Origin of the sequence: Blautia massiliensis (ex Durand et al. 2017) (assembly GCF_051861785.1) — a bacterium.
Lineage (GTDB): Bacteria > Bacillota > Clostridia > Lachnospirales > Lachnospiraceae > Blautia_A > Blautia_A luti_A.
On the sequence record NZ_CP146725.1, the window covers coordinates 3404006 to 3422875 of the forward strand.

The following is an 18870-nucleotide window of genomic DNA, read 5'->3' on the forward strand; positions in this document are numbered from 1 at the left end:
GCTTTTTACTGCTGTCTGGGAAAGAGAAGGTAAAATGACAGGTACACCAAAAGAAGAGATAAAAAGAATAGCGGATCAGTTTGCATTTACCGGAGAACTGGTTTCCTGCGGCCCCTGCGGAAGCGGGCATATCAACGAAACCTATATGCTGAGATATCGGATCGGAGAGATGGGGTCCATTAAGGTGATCCTCCAGAAGATCAATCGGGAGATCTTTCAGAAACCGGAAGAACTGATGGAGAACATTGCCGGAGTCACCGGGCATCTGAAAAAGAAAGTTCTTCAGAAGAGCGGAGATCCGGAACGGGAGGTTCTGAACCTGATTCCGACGAAAGAGGGGAAGGCATTCCTGACAGATGAAAACGGAGAATGCTGGAGAGCTTATATTTTTATTACCGATGCAGTAAGCTATGATCTGGCGGAAAAACCGGAGGATTTTTATGAAAGTGCAGTTGCATTTGGAAAATTCCAGGAAATGCTGGCAGATTACCCGGCAGAGACTCTGCATGAAACGATAAAGGATTTCCATGATACAAAGAAACGTTTTCAGACTTTGAAAAATGCCATAGAGAAGGACAGCTGCCATCGTGCCGCATCCGTAAAAGAAGAGATCGCATTTGCGCTTCAGCATGAGTACCTGGCAAATGTATTCGGTGAGCTTCTGGCAAAAGGTGAGGTGCCCCTTCGGGTAACGCACAACGATACGAAGCTGAATAACGTTATGATCGACCTGGAAACAGGAAAGGGAATCTGCGTAGTGGATCTGGATACGGTTATGCCGGGACTTGCCATGAATGATTTTGGGGATTCCATTCGTTTCGGGGCCAGCACTGCATTGGAGGATGAGAAAGACTTAAGCAAAGTTTCCTGTGATATGGAACTCTATGAAATCTATGTAAAAGGCTTTCTGGAAAGCTGTGGAGATAAGCTCAGTGCAAAAGAGATCGAGATGCTTCCCATGGGAGCTAAGGTGATGACTTATGAATGCGGCATTCGCTTTCTTACCGATTATCTGGAAGGAGATCATTATTTTAAGATCGACCGGGAAGAACATAATCTGGACCGCTGCCGCACACAGTTTAAGCTGGTGGCTGATATAGAACAGAAATGGGATACTATGCAGACGATCGTGAAAAAATATCAGAAATAAAAAAACAGGGGTTTTTACGATGGAGGTAAAGTGATGAGTGAAACAAAAGGAAGAGTGACCATTCCGACAGATCTGGATGTGATCCCGGAGACACTGAAAATGCTGGATGAGTGGGGTGCAGATGCCATCCGTGACTGTGACGGAACGGAATTTCCGGCAGAGCTGAAGAAAACCGGCGCAAAGATTTATGCAACTTATTATACCACCAGAAAGGACAATGCCTGGGCAAAGGCCCATCCGGAAGAAATCCAGCAGATGTATATCATGACATCCTTTCACACGGCAGTGTCGGATACTCTGGAGATCCATCTGATGGATCATCTGTATCCGGATATGCTGGCGGTGAATACAAGAGATGATATCAGAAGATGGTGGGAAGTCATTGACCGGACTACAGGGGAAGCTGTCAGTACAGAGGAATGGTCATACGATGAAAAAAACGGAAATGTTGTGATCAGGCCGGCGAAAGAGTTTCATGAGTATACGGTAAGTTTTCTTGCATATATCATGTGGGATCCGGTACATATGTACAATGCAGTTGTCAATGACTGGAAGGATGTAGAGCCTCAGATCACTTTTGATGTGCGTCAGCCCGCAACACGTGCACATTCCATGGATCGCCTCCGCAGATTTCTGGATTCCCATGATTATGTGAATGTAGTACGATTTACTACCTTTTTTCACCAGTTCACACTGATCTTTGATGAGATGGCACGGGAAAAATATGTAGACTGGTTTGGATATTCCGCTTCGGTGAGCCCCTATATCCTGAAACAGTTTGAGCAGGAAGTGGGATATAAGTTCCGTCCGGAGTTTATCATTGATCAGGGATATATGAACAACACCTACCGTATCCCGTCAAAAGAATTTAAAGATTTCCAGGCTTTCCAGAGACGGGAAGTGGCGAAGCTTGCAAAGGAAATGGTAGACATTGTCCATGAATACGGAAAAGAGGCCATGATGTTCATGGGCGATCACTGGATCGGTATGGAGCCCTTTATGGATGAGTTTGCTTCCATCGGGCTGGATGCGGTAGTGGGAAGCGTCGGAAACGGAGCGACCCTACGTTTGTTCAGTGATATTAAACATGTAAAATATACAGAGGGAAGATTTCTGCCGTACTTTTTCCCGGACACCTTCCATGAGGGCGGAGATCCTGTAAAAGAGGCAAAAGTAAACTGGGTGACTGCAAGAAGAGCTATCCTTCGAAGTCCGATCCAGAGAATTGGATACGGCGGTTATTTGAAGCTGGCTCTGAAATTTCCGGATTTTGTACGGTATATCAAGGAAGTCTGCCAGGAATTCCGTGTGCTCTACGACAACATCCGGGGAACTACACCGTACTGCGTAAAACGTGTGGCTGTTTTAAATTGCTGGGGAAAAATGCGCTCCTGGGGCAACCATATGGTACATCATGCCATCTATTACAAGCAGAATTATTCCTATTTCGGAATTATCGAGGCATTAAGCGGTGCGCCTTTTGATGTGTCCTTTATCAGCTTTGATGATATCCGTCAGGATAAAGATCTGCTGAATGATTTTGATGTGATCATCAATGTAGGTGATGCGGACACTGCACAGTCCGGTGGTGAGAACTGGGCAGATCCGAAGATTCTTACAGCTGTGCGGAAATTTGTCTATAATGGCGGCGGATTCATTGGAGTGGGCGAGCCGGCAGCTCATCAGTGGCAGGGGAAATTCTTCCAGCTGGATGACATCCTTGGTGTAGAGGAAGAAAGAGGATTTAATCTTAATACCGATAAATACAACTGGGAAGAGCATAAAGAGCATTTTATCCTGAAGGATACAGACGGAACCGTAGATTTCGGTGAGGGGAAAAAGAATATCTTCGCACTTCCGGATACGAAGATCCTTATCCAGAAGGATCAGGAAGTCCAGATGGCAGTAAAAACCTTCGGAAAAGGCAGAGGTGTTTACATCAGCGGACTTCCGTACAGCTTCTGCAACAGCCGTATCCTTTATCGTGCTGTACTTTGGTCAGCGGCGTCAGAAGATGAGCTTTACTGCTGGTTTTCTTCCAATTATAATGTGGAAGTCCATGCTTATGTGAAAAATAAAAAGTATTGTGTGGTAAACAACACCTATGAGCCACAGGACACTACGGTTTACACAGGAGATGGAAAGAGCTTTGACCTTCATCTGGAAGCTAATGAGATCCGCTGGTATCAGATCTGAGAAAGCAGGATACAGGTTTACTGATAAAGAAAAGCTGTGAAATTGTCTGAGGGCGTTGACAGAGAAAAAAACTTATAATATAATAAATCCATTCTAAAAGTAGGAAAACAAAGCTGTTGCAATAGAGAAAATCTATTATAACAGCTTTTTGTTATTGTTGACAAACAATTTTACTTACAAAGAGGAGGACTTTATGAACAAAAAGATCAAAACCCTGTTTTCGTATCTGATGATCATTGTGGGAGCGATCCTGGCCAGTTTTTCTGTTGCCTGTATTTTGCTTCCCAATGATGCCATCGATTACGGAACTGCCGGAATCGCCATTATCATAAGCAAGCTGACAGGGTATAATCTGCCGTTATGTGTGCTGCTTGTGTTTCTGCCGTTTCTCATAGCTGGGGTCATTCTTATCGGTAAGTATTTCCTACATATTGATTGCATTTAATGCGTGTGTATATGGAGCTGTGTTTGTACTTCTTGACAGAGATTCCGCACTTTTAAGTCTTCTGGTGTACATCGTGGCAACTTCCATTATCGATCATTTTACAGATCATTTTGAGGCGCTGAAACAGGTGACCATCATCACAAAAGATCCGGATGCGATCATCTGTGATATTAAGGAGGAACTGAATAAAACCTGTACCATCATCAACTCTTCCGGCGTGATCGCAGGAGAGAACATGACTCTGATCTGCTATGTGAATTATTTTGAACTGCAGAAAGTAAAAGAGATCATTTCAAGGAATAAGGGTTCATTCAGTACTGTATCTACCATTGACGAGATCCTGCGGTAAGGTATGTCTGTAAATAAGAATGCAAATATATCTTTTGCAGAAAAAGAGATGTTTTCTCCGAAAAATAAAAGCAGAAAAAGCAGTATTGTGATAAAATAAAAGAAAAATATTTCAAAGATAAAATGATCAGAAGAAAAGAGGCAGATAAATTATGATAAAAGCAGAAAAAAAGACACTGAAGCTTTCTGCAGAGAAGCCCCAGTATATTACAGTAAATGATATTACTTACGCACAGGTGGATTCCTGGTTCGGACATTGCAGGCGGGATCTGAAACTGGATATAATCTACCCGGAAACAAAAGATGGAAAAATCTATCCCTGCATCCTCTGGATCTGTGGAGGCGCATGGCTGATGATGGATAAATCCGCACATAATCTTTATCTGAGCAGACTGGCATCCAGTGGCTTTGTAGTGGCAAGTGTGGAGTATCGTACTTCCAATCAGGGCCCGTATCCCATGCCGCTGCAGGATGTAAAGGCAGCTATCCGTTATCTGAAAGCCCATGCAGACCGGTTCCGCATCAACAAAGAGCAGATAGGAGTTATGGGAGAGTCTGCCGGAGGATATCTTACCTGTATGGCAGCGCTGGACAATGATCCGGCTCTGGATGTGGGAGAGTATCTGGAAGAATCCAGTAAGGTACAGGCTGCCTGCCCATGGTATCCGCCTACGGATCTTTCCGCATTTCCGTGTGAATCTGCAGAAAAATGTGCTTCTTCCGCAGAATCCCTTCTGCTTGGATTTAATTCCATGTTAAATAAAGAAAAGGCATACCAGAGCAGTCCGGTTTCCAAGGTTACGAAGGATGCACCGCCATTTCTGATCATCCATGGCAACTGCGATCAGGTCGTTCCTTATGTTCAGTCGGAAACTTTATACGGACTTCTGGAGAAAAAAGACTGTGATGTCACTTTGCTGACACTGGATGGTGCAGACCATGCAGATATCCAGTTTTTCCAGGATGAGGTGTGGAACCGGATCGCAGAGTTTTTCCATGAAAAACTGAAATAAATAAAAGACAGGAGCACAGATCGTCCAGCAGTTGTTGTAAATATGTGATCCTGAAAAGACTAAAATAGAAAAGAGAAACACAAATGATAACATTAAACGATTATCTGTATTCCGGAGATACTCTTCTCCGGATACTGAAGAAATACATTCGGGATCTTAGGACAGAGGCGAGGGAAAAACACAATGAGATCGATCTGGTACACTGTAATTTTTTGATCCAGATCCAGGAGCTTCTGGAGCATAATGATTTCCTCACTGCCCAGTCTCAGAAGATCCGGGAATTTTATAAATATATGGCAGGGGAATATCCGTTTCTGGCGTTTACCTTCAAGGGAAGAATCAAATCCCTGATCCGTGCGGAGGAAAAATTTAACGGATATGTAGTAGAATTTATTTATGACTACTATAAAGAATATGGGGAATATCCTTCCGTATCCCAGATCAAGGAACGGTTAAGCTGTTTCCGCGATTTTATTGCCTACAGGATCGTTATCGCCATGCCCAGATGTCATCTGAAAAATGGTGAGAATGTCAGAGAAGAAGAGCTTCGTTATCTTTATGAGATCGCCAATGTACTTCCGGGATTTCTGGAAGAAAGAGGATTTACCGCAGAGCCGGCCAGAGGAGTACAGGAAAGCACTTCTCCGTTGCTCAGCGAGGAAGCCAGACCGTATTACCGAGATTACATCTGTAACAACAGTGAGGATGATTATCAGTCCCTGCATATCACGTTTTATGATAACAGTTCCCGAAGCTATATGGAAGTACAGCTGCGGACCAAAGACATGGATGATGTTGCGGAGATTGGTTCCGCCAACCATTTAAGCTATGAGAAAAAACAGGAAAGTGAACGCAGGAGAAGGGACGCGATTCCCCATGGGGAATGTATCTATTTTGATGAGGCTTATGAGCGGGGTATGCGACTTCTTGGACTGGATCTTGCTGCGCTGGACGTTAATATGTTTGGTGCGGTAAACAACAGCCTGATCAATGATGGCTGCGGACTGTTCCGCGGAAGGATGATCCTTCCTTATGAGCATCTTTCCCGTTTTCAGAATGATATCGTTGACTGAGGGAGGATGACATGAAAGACTTGACAAAAGGGAAGCCTTCCACATTGATCCTGTCCTTTGCGCTTCCTGTATTTCTGGGAAATCTCCTGCAGCTGACGTACAGCCTGGCAGATACCCGGATCGTGGGAAGCTTTCTTAAAGAAGATGCGCTGGCTGCAGTAGGGGCCACCAGTCCTTTAAGCGGGCTGATCATCGGTTTTCTGATGGGCCTTGCAAATGGCTTTGCCATTGTCACCGCACAGAAATTCGGTGCCGGAAACCGGGAAGAAGTACGAAAATCCTTTGCGCTGTCTCTTGTAATGGGCAGCGTGATCTCGCTGGCACTGACTGTTCTGGGACTTTTGCTTCTGCATCCGATCCTGGGATTTCTGAATGTTCCGGATCATTTGACGGAAACCGCCAGGCAGTATATCTTTATTATTATCGCAGGTATGCTGGCAACGTTTCTTTATGATACCTGCGCGGCATCTCTGCGCGCACTTGGGGATACGGTGACGCCTCTTGTGATCCTGGCAGTGTCTGTAACTTTAAATATCGCAGGAGATCTGTTTTTTATTCTGGTAGTAAAAGCAGGAGTTCAGGGAGCGGCTGTTGCCACGGTACTTTCACAGACGCTGGCATTTCTTGTATGCTGGTTTTACATGATCCGCAGGTATGAGATCCTGCGGCTGAAAAAAGAGGATTTTTTCGGTCTTGAAAGAAATATGATGAAAAATATGCTGAGTGCCGGACTTTCCATGGGACTTGTAAGCTCTCTTGTAAATCTTGGTACACTGGCACTTCAGACATCCATCAACCGGCTTGGAAGAGATATCATTGTGGCACATACAGCAGCCCGTAAGATCACAGAGATGTTTATGATCATGTTTGGCGTGTTCGGCCAGACCATGGCGATCTTCTGTGGGCAGAACGCAGGCGCAGGGAGGATGGACCGGGTACGCCATGGAATCGGTCTTGCAGTTCTGTATACCTGTATCTGGTCCGTGATGACTGTGATCTTCAGTTTTACCATTGGAAAACAGCTGATCTATCTGGTCACAGGAAGCCATAATGAAACGGTGATCCGCAATGCCGCCAATTATCTTAAATTTGATACGATCTTTTATTTCGTAACGGCTGTGATCAGTGTCCTCAGAAATGCTATGCAGGGCCTTGGAGAAACGGTGATCCCGCTGGCTTCCAGTGCACTGGAGATGATTGGAAAAGTAGTGATCGCAGTGACTCTGGTGCCGCTTCTCGGATATACCGGGGTGATCGTAGCAGAACCGATAGTCTGGATCATTATGGTGATCCCGCTGATCGTGAAGATCCTTAAGATGCCGGAATTAAAGAGAACAGTCTGAGAGATCCAAGGATCAGATGAGAAAGATCTGCGAAAAATATAGTATATAAAAGTATAGTATAAAAAAGCACATTGTATGGAATGAGACATCCTCGGAAAGTATGACTTTTGGGATGATTCAACCATAACAATGTGCTTTCTTTATTTTACATAGTTGCTGCAGTTCCCTTTGCGTTTTCTTTTTCAGGAAAGATATGTCTGAAAATAAAACGTACGATCGGACCTGCATAGATCAGCTGCCAGAAGAATGCCATAGGAAAATTAAAGGCGGTTGTCTGAAGCCATACAGCTACGAACTGATTTCCGGCATCCTTAAAGAGAATGGTTGCGGCAAGACTCATTAACGGGCACATGAAAGCAACGGAAGGAACGGAGATCGCAAGGATCCTGCTGAACGGATGGCAGTTTTTGAAATCTACCATGCGCATTGCACAACCAAAGGCAAGCTTGGATACAAGGAAGAAGTCAAGGATAAATGCGATCGGTCCCATGATCACCAGCTCATGAAAAGCGTCAAGGAACACGCGGTTTGTCATACTCCCTGTGTTCAGGGAAATGTTGTAGCAGATCATGGCGTAAACCATGAAAAATACCATGATAATGGTAAAGATAACTTCCTGAAATTTGTTTTTTGGCATAAAAAATCCTCCTTTAAAATGATCAAGTGATAAGTGATAATGTAAAACTTTAGAGCATGTGTTGTTCGTTAATCATTCAGGAGAATGTGCGTTTCCAATATATGACAGGATTTTGTCATAAACCATATTCGATTTTTGGCCAAATCAAACTGCAAAGCAGTTGTTTGGTTATAAGCAGGTAACAGAGCGGCTTGAGAAAATCCGCTTGATACCGGCGGTTATAATATCATAATCAGCAAAGACTTGTCAATACGTAAAATTTGCACATTTCCTCTGAATATTCTGAAAAAGATACTGTTCACTCCGTTCTCAGTAAAACGCTTCGCGATGCACAGAATTTATACTGATCGCATAAATTCGCGCAGTATGTCTCGGGTTTCCTGTGACCTTCGCTCACAAAAAACACCTCGCGGAATATTACCAGCGAATAGTAACCTGAAAAAGACATCGGGAATAAAGGGTGAGTAACTGAGAAAAAAATAGCAGTAACGTCTCTTGACTACAAAAGTTAGATAATGTAAACTTATAAACAGTTAGTAGATTCTAACTATTGCGTAAATAATTGTGGTGGGCCGCAATTCCCTGACAATGTGGCCTGGGCAAGGCTTACGTACAGGGCAAAAAGGCCAGACAGGAGGATAAATATCAAATGGAATATTTAGAGATCGAGAAAGTCATTGGAAGAGAGATCATTGATTCAAGAGGAAATCCCACCGTAGAGGCAGAGATTTATCTGGCAGATGGAACTATCGGAAGAGGAGCAGCACCAAGCGGAGCGTCCACAGGAGAATTCGAAGCACTTGAGCTGAGAGATCAGGATAAAAGCCGTTTTGGAGGAAAGGGTGTTTCAAAGGCCGTTGAAAATATCAATACAGTAATTAATGATGCGCTGACAGGAATGGACGCATCTGATATTTATGCAGTGGATTCTGCCATGATCAAAGCAGATGGAACAAAGGACAAATCAAAACTGGGTGCAAATGCCATTCTTGCGGTTTCTATTGCGTGCGCACGTGCGGCTGCGATTTCTCTTGACATTCCCCTTTACAGATTTCTTGGTGGGGTGAACGGAAACAGACTTCCGGTTCCGATGATGAATATCCTAAACGGTGGTGCACATGCTGCGAATACTGTTGATGTTCAGGAATTCATGATCATGCCGGCAGGAGCACCAAGCTTTAAAGAGGGACTTCGCTGGTGTACAGAGGTATTTCATGCTCTTGCCGCACTTCTGAAAGAAAAAGGCCTTGCAACAAGCGTTGGAGATGAAGGTGGTTTTGCACCAGATCTTGGAAGCGATGAGGAAGCCATTGAGTACATCCTTGAAGCGGTGAAAAAAGCAGGATATGAGCCTGGAAAAGATTTTGTACTTGCTATGGACGCTGCATCCAGTGAGTGGAAAGGAAGCAAAAAGGGGGAGTATGTTCTTCCGAAATGCGGAAAGAAATTTACATCTGCGGAGCTTGTTGAGCACTGGAGAAATCTGATCGAAAAATATCCAATCTATTCTATTGAGGATGGCCTTGACGAGGAAGACTGGGAAGGCTGGCAGATCATGACAAAAGAACTTGGAGGAAAAGTACAGCTTGTAGGTGATGATCTGTTTGTTACAAATACAGAGCGTCTGGAGAAGGGCATTAGTCTTGGCTGCGGAAACTCTATTCTGATCAAACTGAATCAGATCGGTTCCGTATCCGAGACTCTGGAAGCTATCAAAATGGCACATAAAGCTGGTTATACCGCGATTTCCTCTCATCGTTCCGGTGAGACAGAGGATACAACCATCGCAGATCTTGCAGTAGCACTGAATACCTGCCAGATTAAGACAGGAGCTCCTTCCAGAAGCGAACGTGTGGCAAAATATAACCAGCTTCTCCGTATTGAGGAAGAGCTTGGTGATGCAGCAGTATATCCGGGATTTCAGGCATTTAACCGAATCAAGTAAGTGCCCTGATCCAATTGCGAATATCCGCTTGACTATCAAGAGATAAGATCATAACTAACACATTTCTCAAAAAGGTGCGCTTTGGCGTGCCTTTTTTTGGCGAAAATAAGGTTGCCAGATTTATAAAAATAGTATATTCCTATCTTTGACAGTTGTAAGGTGACAAAACGGCTACAAACCCAGTAAATATGGGTGTTGTGGCCGTTTTTCTTTTTGCAGCGATATGTACTATATTATCCTTGCTTTGATTTTATCTGTTTTGTATTCTTGATGAGAGTCCGCATATCTGCTTTAGTAATGAATTCATGATCCGTTCTAAAATCAAATATTTTATGTAAGGCATCGGTTAGTTCGGTTCTTGTATAAGAGGGGATATATCCGCTCGCTGTGTTCAGCAGAGTCATTTGCATAGAGCGTAATGTTTCCAATATCTGGTCTGCTGTATAAAGATTCCCAAGTTTCTTTTCCAGTAGACGGTAGAGTAAAAGGCTGATGTAACAAGTCATGAAATGGGCTTTTATCCGATCTTCTCTTCTGACATAGATTGGTCTTGCTTCGAATTCTGTCTTCATGATCCGGAAGTTTTCTTCGATTTCCCAACGTTGTTTATTGATCCTTATGATCTCTGAAACATCACCTTCCAGGTTTGTGATAACTGCATAAAACCCATCATACATTTCTTCTTTCTGGATCTGTTCTTCATCAAGATCATAAACTTGTTTTTCAGCAATCTCACCATCAGTAGTAACGGAAGTCTTTTTCACGAAACGCATAGGATCGTTTTGGCTCTTCCCTTTTCTTTTGCGCCCAGGTGTTGTGATTATCCGTTCAGCCCTTTCAATTTGTCGGGTGCGGATCTTTCGCTGGTAGGCTTTGTACTTAGGAGAATAAGTGACAATTAAAGTCTCATCCATGTCCCCTGTAACAACTGGTACTTCCTTGTAGTAGATCGTGTTATAGACTTCTTCATCTGATTCGTCTAGCGTACGGATGTCTATAAATTTATCCGCTCCGATCCTGCGGAACTGAGTCGGGTTCAGAGCAATCTCACGATCCTCTTTTTTCATTTTTTTCAAAGAATGTGTGATGATATAAGCACGGTTTCCTAAGGAATTGAATCTTCGGTTGGATGTACTTCCAAGTCCCGAATCCGAACAGTAAATGAATTCACTACAATTAAAATCTTGAAGGATTTTAGACTCCAATGATTTCAAAGTCGTCTGTTCGTTCTGGTTACCCGGAAAGATGTCGAAGGCAAGAGGAAGACCGTCTGCATCCATAAACAATCCCATAGTTACGATTGGATTAGGACGGTTTTCTTTACTTTTTCCATAGCGTCGGAAATCATCTTCTTCTTCGATTTCAAAGTAATAATTCGTGCAGTCATAATAAAGGACACGATCGTTTCTTGGATAGAGGAAATTTGTATTTTTATAAAGTTCACTCTGTATAAAATCAGATTCCCCTGCAATCACGGAAAGAGAACGATATACGTCCTGGAGACTGTATTTAGGCGGTTCCAACAAAGACTGACAGTACTCATAGCTGGCTAGCTTGCTGGCTGGGGAAAGAATCCTGGCATAAACGAGATCTGTGAGTATCGCATTCAGATCATATTTAAATTTATGTCTGCTTTTGATTGTTCGACAGACTTTGTCTAAACGGAGCTGAGTGCACAGTTCCTGAAGAAACAGATATCCAACATTGAAAGAACGACGCTCATTCATAGGGATAGTTGCCGCTTTGGAGAACTCTACAGACACTTTTCCGGTATGCTGCTTATAAAGTTCTGTTTCTTTTGCTGCCTGTTCCTTTGCCCACACCATCAACTTGTCTTCATTCCCATCAAACTGTTCCAGAAGGGCATTGTACTTCCCAAGTTTTTTATAAATACATGAAGAGGCTTTTCCGTTTTCTTTGCGGAAAGAACGATAAATATATACATCTTTATTATTTTTACTGCCTGTGATTGCGATATACATGATAAATAAATCCTTTTTTTTTATTATACCACACTATTATAAACAAGTACATATAAAAACGTAAAAATTGACATAAAAAATGCAGGTTTTATAAGGCCTGCAGGGTGATTTTTAATTATTCAACTGTCAAACTCCCGCGAATATCCGCTTGACTATCAAGAGATAAGATCATAACTAACACATTTCTCAAAAAGGTGCGCTTTGGCGTGCCTTTTTTTGGCGAAAATAAGGTTGCCAGATTTATAAAAATAGTATATTATGATTTACAGCCGTGTGAAAAAATAAAATTGAATATTGGAGATGCTATGAAAGAATACGTAAATACTTTTATGCGTTACAGGTTTCTTCTGGGAGAGCTTGTAAAAAAAGGAATCAAACTGAAGTACAGACGTTCCTATCTTGGTATCATCTGGTCTCTTCTTGAGCCTCTGCTTACTATGATCGTACTGACGATCGTATTCGGTACCCTGTTCGGAAACAAGGATCGGACATTTCCTGTATATATCCTGACAGGACGTCTTCTGTACACATTCTATTCCAGTGCCACAAAAGCGGCATTGAAATCAGTAAGAGCGAATTCGGCAATGATCAAGAAAGTTTATGTGCCAAAATATCTCTATCCGCTGTCAAGTGTACTTTTTAACTATGTGATCTTCCTGATCTCGCTGATCGTGCTGGTTCCGGTAGGAGCAGTACTTGGTGTGGAGCCGACACTTTATATGCTCCAGATCCCGATCGCGTTGATCCTGGTATTTCTGCTGTCTTATGGTTGTGGAATGATCCTTGCTACGATCGGCGTTTTTTTCAGAGATATGGAATATCTGTGGTCAGTAGCGCTGATGCTGATCATGTATACCTGTGCGATCTTTTATTATCCGTCCAGATTGCTGAAAAGTGGTTTTTCATGGATCCTGAAATATAATCCGCTGTACTGTACCATCGATGTTTTTCGTTCAGGAATGTTCGGAGAGCCGATGAACCTGCATTATGCGGCATACGCACTGTTATTCAGCCTTGTGACGATCGCCATCGGAATGTTCTGTTTCAAGAAGAAACAGGATGAGTTTATCCTTTATATTTAACAGGAGAAAAATATGGAAAAACCTGCAGTAGTTGTAGATAATGTAAGTATGAAGTTTAATCTCAGTAAAGAAAAGGTAGACAGCCTGAAGGATTACGTGATTAAATTCTTAAAAAAAGAAATTAAATATAATGAATTCTGGGCTCTTCAGAATGTTGATTTTGAGGTAAAAAAAGGTGACCGTGTAGGAATCCTGGGACTTAATGGAGCGGGAAAAAGTACTCTGCTCAAAGTAATTGCCGGTGTATTCAAGCCTACCGAAGGCAAGGTAGTCCGAAACGGCCGTCTGGTCCCCCTTCTGGAACTGGGAGCCGGTTTTGATTCGCAGTATACAGGACGTGAGAATATTTTTCTGTATGGTGCGATGCTCGGATATTCCAAGAAGTTTCTGGAATCGAAATTTGATGAGATCGTTGAGTTTTCTGAACTGAAGGAATTTATCGATGTCCCTATTAAGAATTATTCTTCCGGTATGAAGGCAAGACTTGGATTCTCCATTGCCACACTGGTATCACCGGATATCCTGATCCTGGATGAAGTCCTTTCTGTAGGAGATGCCAAATTTCGGAAAAAGAGTGAAAAGAAAGTCTTAAGTATGTTTGATAAGGGCGTTACGGTACTGTTTGTATCCCATTCTCTGGAACAGGTACAGCGCTTGTGCAATAAAGCAATGATACTTGAAAAAGGAAAATTGATCGCATATGGAGATATTGATGAGATCTCGGCCAAATATACGGAGATGATCGGATAAAGAACAGAAGGTGGCCCAGGCAGTCGCATAAATAAAAAGAACCGGACAGTGAACGGTTTGAATAGCAGATAGCCAGACGATTTGCGGAAATGATGCAAATGTCTGGCTATTGTGTTATTATATTACGAAGAAAACAGGGAGGCAAAAAGATGACTTTACAGCAGATCCTTGAAGAGGTAAAAAAAGGCCAGCTCTCTGTGGAGCATGCAGAGGACCTTCTGAAAAAAGAGGGATATGAAGAAATGGATTATGCGAAGCTGGATACTACCCGAAAAGCGAGGACCGGTTTTGCGGAGGTAGTTTACTGTGCGAGAAAAGCAGACGAACATCTTTTGAATATCTATCAGAAGCTTTATGAGGAAGATGGAGAAGTTTTTGGAACAAGGGCGTCAGAACATCAGTATGAACTGGTAAAAAAGGTTCTTCCTGATGTGGTTTATGATCCTGTTTCCGGAATTTTGAAGATTGAAAAGGAGAAGGAGCATATCGGAAAGGTGGCAGTGTGTACAGCCGGAACAGCAGATATTTCTGTTGCGGAGGAAGCTGCCCAGACAGCAGAGTATTTCGGCACACATGTGGAGAGGATCTATGATGTGGGAGTCAGTGGTATGCACAGACTCTTTTCCAGGCTGGATACCATCCAGGAGGCTAACTGTGTGGTTGCGGTAGCAGGAATGGAGGGTGCGCTGGCAAGTGTTATGGGTGGTCTTGTGAAACGTCCGGTGATCGCGGTACCTACTTCTGTGGGATATGGCGCCAGCTTTCATGGATTGTCAGCACTTCTGACAATGATCAATTCCTGTGCCAACGGAATTGCAGTAGTAAATATTGACAACGGATTTGGGGCAGGATATCTGGCAACCCAGATCAATCGGCTTGCGGAGGGAAAATAAATGAGAGACAAATTATATCTGGAGTGTACCTCCGGGATCAGCGGAGATATGACAGTTGCGGCTCTTCTGGATCTGGGGGCGGATCAGAAAAAACTGGAGAAAGCTCTTGAAAGCCTGCCGGTAAAAGGGTTCGACATAAAGATCAGCCGTGTGATGAAATCAGGGATCGATGCCTGTGATTTTGATGTACTGCTGGATCATGATCATGAGAATCATGATCATGATATGAAATATCTGTATGGGCATGATGGAGATTCTCACAGCCAGGATCATGGGGAACATCATTATCAACATAGTCATGAAGCCCTGGAAGTCCATGAGCATCCCCATTCTCATGAACATCATGTACAGGAAACCTATGGAAACAGTCATACATATACAGAAACGATGCATTCCCACCACGGACACCATCACCATGAACACCGTGGCCTTAACGAGATCATGGAGATTATCGACCATGCAGATATGACAGATCGTGCAAAATCCTATGGAAAAAGGATTTTTAAGATTCTTGCCGAGGCAGAAGCAAAAGCCCATAATGTACCGGTGGATCAGGTCCATTTCCATGAAGTGGGTGCAGTGGATTCCATTGTGGATATTCTTTCTGCTGCAATCTGTATGGATGATCTGGATGTGGAGGAAGTGATCGTTCCAAGACTTTGTGAGGGTAGCGGAACGATTCGCTGTCAGCACGGAATCCTTCCGGTGCCGGTACCGGCGGTAAGTAATATTGTAAGTGCTCATCAGCTGAAGCTGCATATCACATCGGTGCAGGGTGAACTGATAACGCCTACAGGAGCAGCCATTGTGGCTGCATTCCTTACATCAGAAAAACTGCCTGAAGATTTTACGGTGGAGAAGATCGGTATCGGAGCAGGCAAGCGCCAGTATGAGTGCCCGGGAATTCTCCGTGCCATGCTGATCCGGGAATCCGGGGATGAGGCTTCAGGCAATGATGCTTGTACGGAAACAGACACCATTATAAGGCTGGAATCCAACATTGATGACTGTACAGGAGAAACGCTTGGCTATGTTATGGAGCTTCTGTATGAGGCAGGAGCCAGAGAGGCCAATTACATGCCTGTGTTTATGAAGAAAAACCGTCCGGCATGGCTGCTTACCGTTCTATGTAAAAAAGAACAGGTTTCAGCGATGGAGCAGATCATTTTCAGAGAAACAACAACCATTGGGATCCGTCGCCAGGAGATGGAGAGAACCATTCTGAAAAGAGAGAAAAGAACGGTTACAACCCCGCTGGGAAATGTAGAAGTGAAGGTCTGCACTTTTGACGGACAGGAATATTATTATCCGGAATACGAAAGCGTAAAAAAACTTTGTGAAAAAACAGGGATTTCTTATAAAGAAGCATATCATATGGCTGTGCGGGGATAAGATAGAGTTGGTTGCCTTGTATAATGCACTTACATATTGACACCTTTTCGAAAAAACTATATAAATGTATATAGAAAGATTATTGCCGGACAGAACAGTTGGCAACGACACAGTAAGGCAGAGGCAGGAGAAGGATTTATGGCGGTAACAATACAGCAGATTGCAGAACAGGCAGGGGTTTCCAGGGGAACCGTGGACAGAGCATTGAACCACAGAGGACGGATCAATCCGGAGGTGGCAGAGAGAATCTGCCGTCTGGCGGACGAGATGGGATATGTACAGAAAGAACGGAAACATTCCAGAATAGCTAAAGATGAAAGACTGAAGATCGGAGTGGTGACACAGCTTGCCAGATCTTCTTTTATGCAGGAAGTAAACCGTGGTATTGAGAAGGCAGCCGTGGAACTGAAAGAAAAAGGAATCCAGCTGATTCTGAAAGAGGGGCTTTCCGTTGATGAAGAGGAACAGCTGCAGGCTATTAAGGAACTGGAACAGGAGGGAATCCGGGGACTTGCGGTCATGCCGGTAGACAGTGAGGCTGTCCGGGAGAAACTGAACGCTTTGATCGAAGAGAAGAATATCCCAGTAGTAACCTTTAACTCTGATATTGTAGGAACGAGAAGAACCTGTTTTGTGGGAATGGATAACCGCAAGAGCGGACGTACTGCGGCCGGACTCCTTGGAATGCTGACAAGAGGAATCGGAAAGATCCTGATCATCACCGGATATTTCAGCAATCATGTTGATAATCAGCGAGTGGATGGCTTTGTGGAGGAAGCCAAGCGGGCTTTTCCTCATCTGGAGATTGCAGGTGTTCACGGAAGCTTTGATGAAGCAGCTGAGGTGGAGCACATTATAGAAAATGCCATGATGAGTACTTCAGGGATCAGCGGGATCCTGGTGGTATCCGGAGGCCAGGCAGGAGTAGGTAAGGCATTTGAAAAGCTGAGACTTGACCGCAGGCCCTACGTTGTGATCTACGATCAGACTCCCAAGAATGAACAGGCACTGAAGAATGATCATGTGGATTTTCTGATCGACCAGAATGGATATGTCCAGGGGTATGAACCGCCAAGGATCCTGGCGGATATCCTGACAAAAGGACAGGAGCCGGAGAGAGAATATCTCTTTACAGATATCAAGATCAAAACAAAATATAACCTTTGAACATGTATTGTGCAAAGTATCATATAAAATAGTCTGCAGGATGAAAACTGCAGGCTTTTTTATATTACAGGAAATCTGTAAGATACTACGATATGAAATATAGATTCCAAGAAAACAACTGTCTGGATACATTTGATTGCGTGCTAATAGCGTGCTAAAAATATCAACACGCAAATGCATATGCAGATAATAGCTACTTTGAACAAAACAAAACTACAAAAATTGTATAGAATAACTGAAAAAAAGAAAAATGAAAAGAAGTACTTGCCCAAATTGTAAAACAGTGCTATATTAACATCATAAGAAACACGCAAGAAAGCACGCTAAATAAAAGAAAAAAAGCACGCAAAGCAAAAAAGCACACAAAAAAGAAGTAAAAAATAAACCATCAAACAAACGGAGGTAAGATCATGAAGTATATCGAATTTGATGAATCCAGACCAATGGACCTGGTGCTCCTTGGAAGAGTTGCCATTGATTTTAATCCTGCTTACAACGATCAGGTAAAGGAGGAGTTCAAACCCCTGAAGAAGGTACATATGTTTGAGAAATTTGTAGGAGGATCTCCTGCAAACATCGCTGTAGGTGTTACCAAGCATGGCCTGAAAGCAGGATTTATCGGAAAGGTTTCTGATGATCAGTTCGGTGAGTATGTTGTAGATTATTTTGATGAGAGAGGAATCGATACCTCACAGATCACAAAATGTACAAACGGAGAGAAGCTGGGACTTACCTTTACCGAGATGCTTTCTCCAAAGGAAAGCAGTATCCTCATGTATCGTAACCGTATCGCAGATCTGCAGCTTCATGTAGACGACATCCACGAGGATTATATCAAAAATGCAAAAGCGATCCTCATTTCCGGAACTGCTCTTGCAGAGAGCCCTTCCAGAGAAGCAGCGATCAAAGCAGTTATGCTTGCTAAGAAAGTAAACACAAAGATCATTTTTGATATTGATTACAGAGAGTACAACTGGAAGAATGCAGATGAGATTTCCATCTACTATTCCATCGTAGCTAAGGAAGCTGACATCATCATGGGCTCCAGAGAAGAGTTTGACCTTACAGAGAAACTGATCAGAGAAGGCATGACTGATGAGGAGAGCGCAGCTTACTGGCAGGCAAAAAATGCAAAGATCGTTGTCATCAAACACGGTATGAAGGGTTCCACAGCCTACACAGTTGATGGACAGAAGTTCAGCATCAAGCCATTCCCGGTTGAGGCAAGAAAAGGCTTCGGCGGCGGCGACGGATACGGCTCCGGATTCCTGTATGGACTGTATCAGGGCTGGGAGATCATTGACTGCCTGGAGTTTGGTTCTGCTGAGGCATCCATGATGGTTAAGAGCAACAACTGCTCCGATTCCCTTCCGGGACCGGATGAAGTTCACGCATTCATTAAAGATGAAAAAGAAAAATTCGGCGAAATGATCGCAAGAGTATAAAGAAAAGGA

Annotated in this window: 16 protein-coding genes; 14 read left to right on the plus strand and 2 right to left on the minus strand. The window is 43.3% G+C overall.

Going from position 1 to position 18870, the window contains the following annotated elements; all coding sequences use genetic code 11:
• Positions 1 to 34: 34 nt before the first annotated feature.
• The 7 genes from V9W66_RS16000 to V9W66_RS16030 all read left to right on the plus strand — a co-directional run bounded on the left by V9W66_RS16000 (position 35) and on the right by V9W66_RS16030 (position 7568).
• Positions 35 to 1150: a phosphotransferase enzyme family protein gene (locus tag V9W66_RS16000; RefSeq protein ID WP_144093259.1), complete on the plus strand. Its 1116-nt coding sequence runs from the start codon at positions 35 to 37 to the stop codon at positions 1148 to 1150.
• A 33-nt stretch (positions 1151 to 1183) separates the two neighbouring features.
• On the plus strand, positions 1184 to 3346 hold the full coding sequence (gene gnpA, locus V9W66_RS16005) for a 1,3-beta-galactosyl-N-acetylhexosamine phosphorylase (protein WP_144093257.1): 2163 nt from the start codon (positions 1184 to 1186) through the stop codon (positions 3344 to 3346).
• Positions 3347 to 3539: 193 nt separating this feature from the next.
• A complete protein-coding gene (locus tag V9W66_RS16010; protein WP_243121613.1) occupies positions 3540 to 3791 on the plus strand; it encodes a YitT family protein in 252 nt (83 codons plus the stop codon).
• Entirely contained in the window at positions 3778 to 4140 is a 363-nt protein-coding gene (locus tag V9W66_RS16015) for a YitT family protein (RefSeq protein WP_439362788.1), read from the plus strand. The genes V9W66_RS16010 and V9W66_RS16015 overlap by 14 nt, the downstream gene beginning before the upstream one ends.
• 151 nt (positions 4141 to 4291) lie before the next feature.
• On the plus strand, positions 4292 to 5152 hold the full coding sequence (locus V9W66_RS16020) for an alpha/beta hydrolase (protein WP_144093255.1): 861 nt from the start codon (positions 4292 to 4294) through the stop codon (positions 5150 to 5152).
• 83 nt (positions 5153 to 5235) lie between these two features.
• Positions 5236 to 6225, plus strand: a complete 990-nt coding sequence (locus V9W66_RS16025; protein ID WP_144093254.1) for a guanosine polyphosphate pyrophosphohydrolase — start codon at positions 5236 to 5238, stop codon at positions 6223 to 6225.
• 11 nt (positions 6226 to 6236) lie between these two features.
• Entirely contained in the window at positions 6237 to 7568 is a 1332-nt protein-coding gene (locus tag V9W66_RS16030; protein ID WP_144093253.1) for an MATE family efflux transporter, read from the plus strand.
• Positions 7569 to 7713: 145 nt separating this feature from the next.
• Here the strand turns inward: V9W66_RS16030 and V9W66_RS16035 are convergent, their stop codons facing one another.
• Positions 7714 to 8205, minus strand: coding sequence for a DUF2798 domain-containing protein (locus V9W66_RS16035; protein ID WP_144093252.1), 492 nt, complete (start codon positions 8203 to 8205; stop codon positions 7714 to 7716).
• Positions 8206 to 8854: 649 nt separating this feature from the next.
• Here V9W66_RS16035 and eno point away from each other — a divergent pair.
• Positions 8855 to 10150 carry a phosphopyruvate hydratase gene (gene eno, locus V9W66_RS16040; protein WP_144093251.1) on the plus strand — a complete coding sequence of 432 codons (1296 nt, stop codon included), beginning with the start codon at positions 8855 to 8857 and terminating at the stop codon, positions 10148 to 10150.
• Between the two features lie 233 nt (positions 10151 to 10383).
• Here eno and V9W66_RS16045 read toward each other — a convergent pair whose 3' ends face one another.
• Complete coding sequence (locus tag V9W66_RS16045) at positions 10384 to 12132, minus strand: IS1634 family transposase (RefSeq protein WP_439362789.1); 1749 nt, start codon at positions 12130 to 12132, stop codon at positions 10384 to 10386.
• Positions 12133 to 12437: 305 nt separating this feature from the next.
• On the opposite strand from V9W66_RS16045, the gene V9W66_RS16050 reads away from it, so the two are divergent.
• From V9W66_RS16050 to iolC, 6 genes are all read left to right on the plus strand, one after another.
• Positions 12438 to 13214, plus strand: coding sequence for an ABC transporter permease (locus tag V9W66_RS16050; RefSeq protein ID WP_144092736.1), 777 nt, complete (start codon positions 12438 to 12440; stop codon positions 13212 to 13214).
• A gap of 12 nt (positions 13215 to 13226) precedes the next feature.
• Complete coding sequence (locus tag V9W66_RS16055; RefSeq protein WP_144092738.1) at positions 13227 to 13964, plus strand: ABC transporter ATP-binding protein; 738 nt, start codon at positions 13227 to 13229, stop codon at positions 13962 to 13964.
• Between the two features lie 149 nt (positions 13965 to 14113).
• Entirely contained in the window at positions 14114 to 14857 is a 744-nt protein-coding gene (gene larB, locus V9W66_RS16060; protein ID WP_144092740.1) for a nickel pincer cofactor biosynthesis protein LarB, read from the plus strand.
• Positions 14858 to 16249: a nickel pincer cofactor biosynthesis protein LarC gene (larC, locus tag V9W66_RS16065; protein ID WP_144092742.1), complete on the plus strand. Its 1392-nt coding sequence runs from the start codon at positions 14858 to 14860 to the stop codon at positions 16247 to 16249.
• Between the two features lie 138 nt (positions 16250 to 16387).
• Complete coding sequence (locus tag V9W66_RS16070; RefSeq protein WP_144092744.1) at positions 16388 to 17416, plus strand: LacI family DNA-binding transcriptional regulator; 1029 nt, start codon at positions 16388 to 16390, stop codon at positions 17414 to 17416.
• A 410-nt stretch (positions 17417 to 17826) separates the two neighbouring features.
• Positions 17827 to 18861: a 5-dehydro-2-deoxygluconokinase gene (iolC, locus tag V9W66_RS16075; protein ID WP_144092746.1), complete on the plus strand. Its 1035-nt coding sequence runs from the start codon at positions 17827 to 17829 to the stop codon at positions 18859 to 18861.
• Positions 18862 to 18870: the final 9 nt, after the last annotated feature.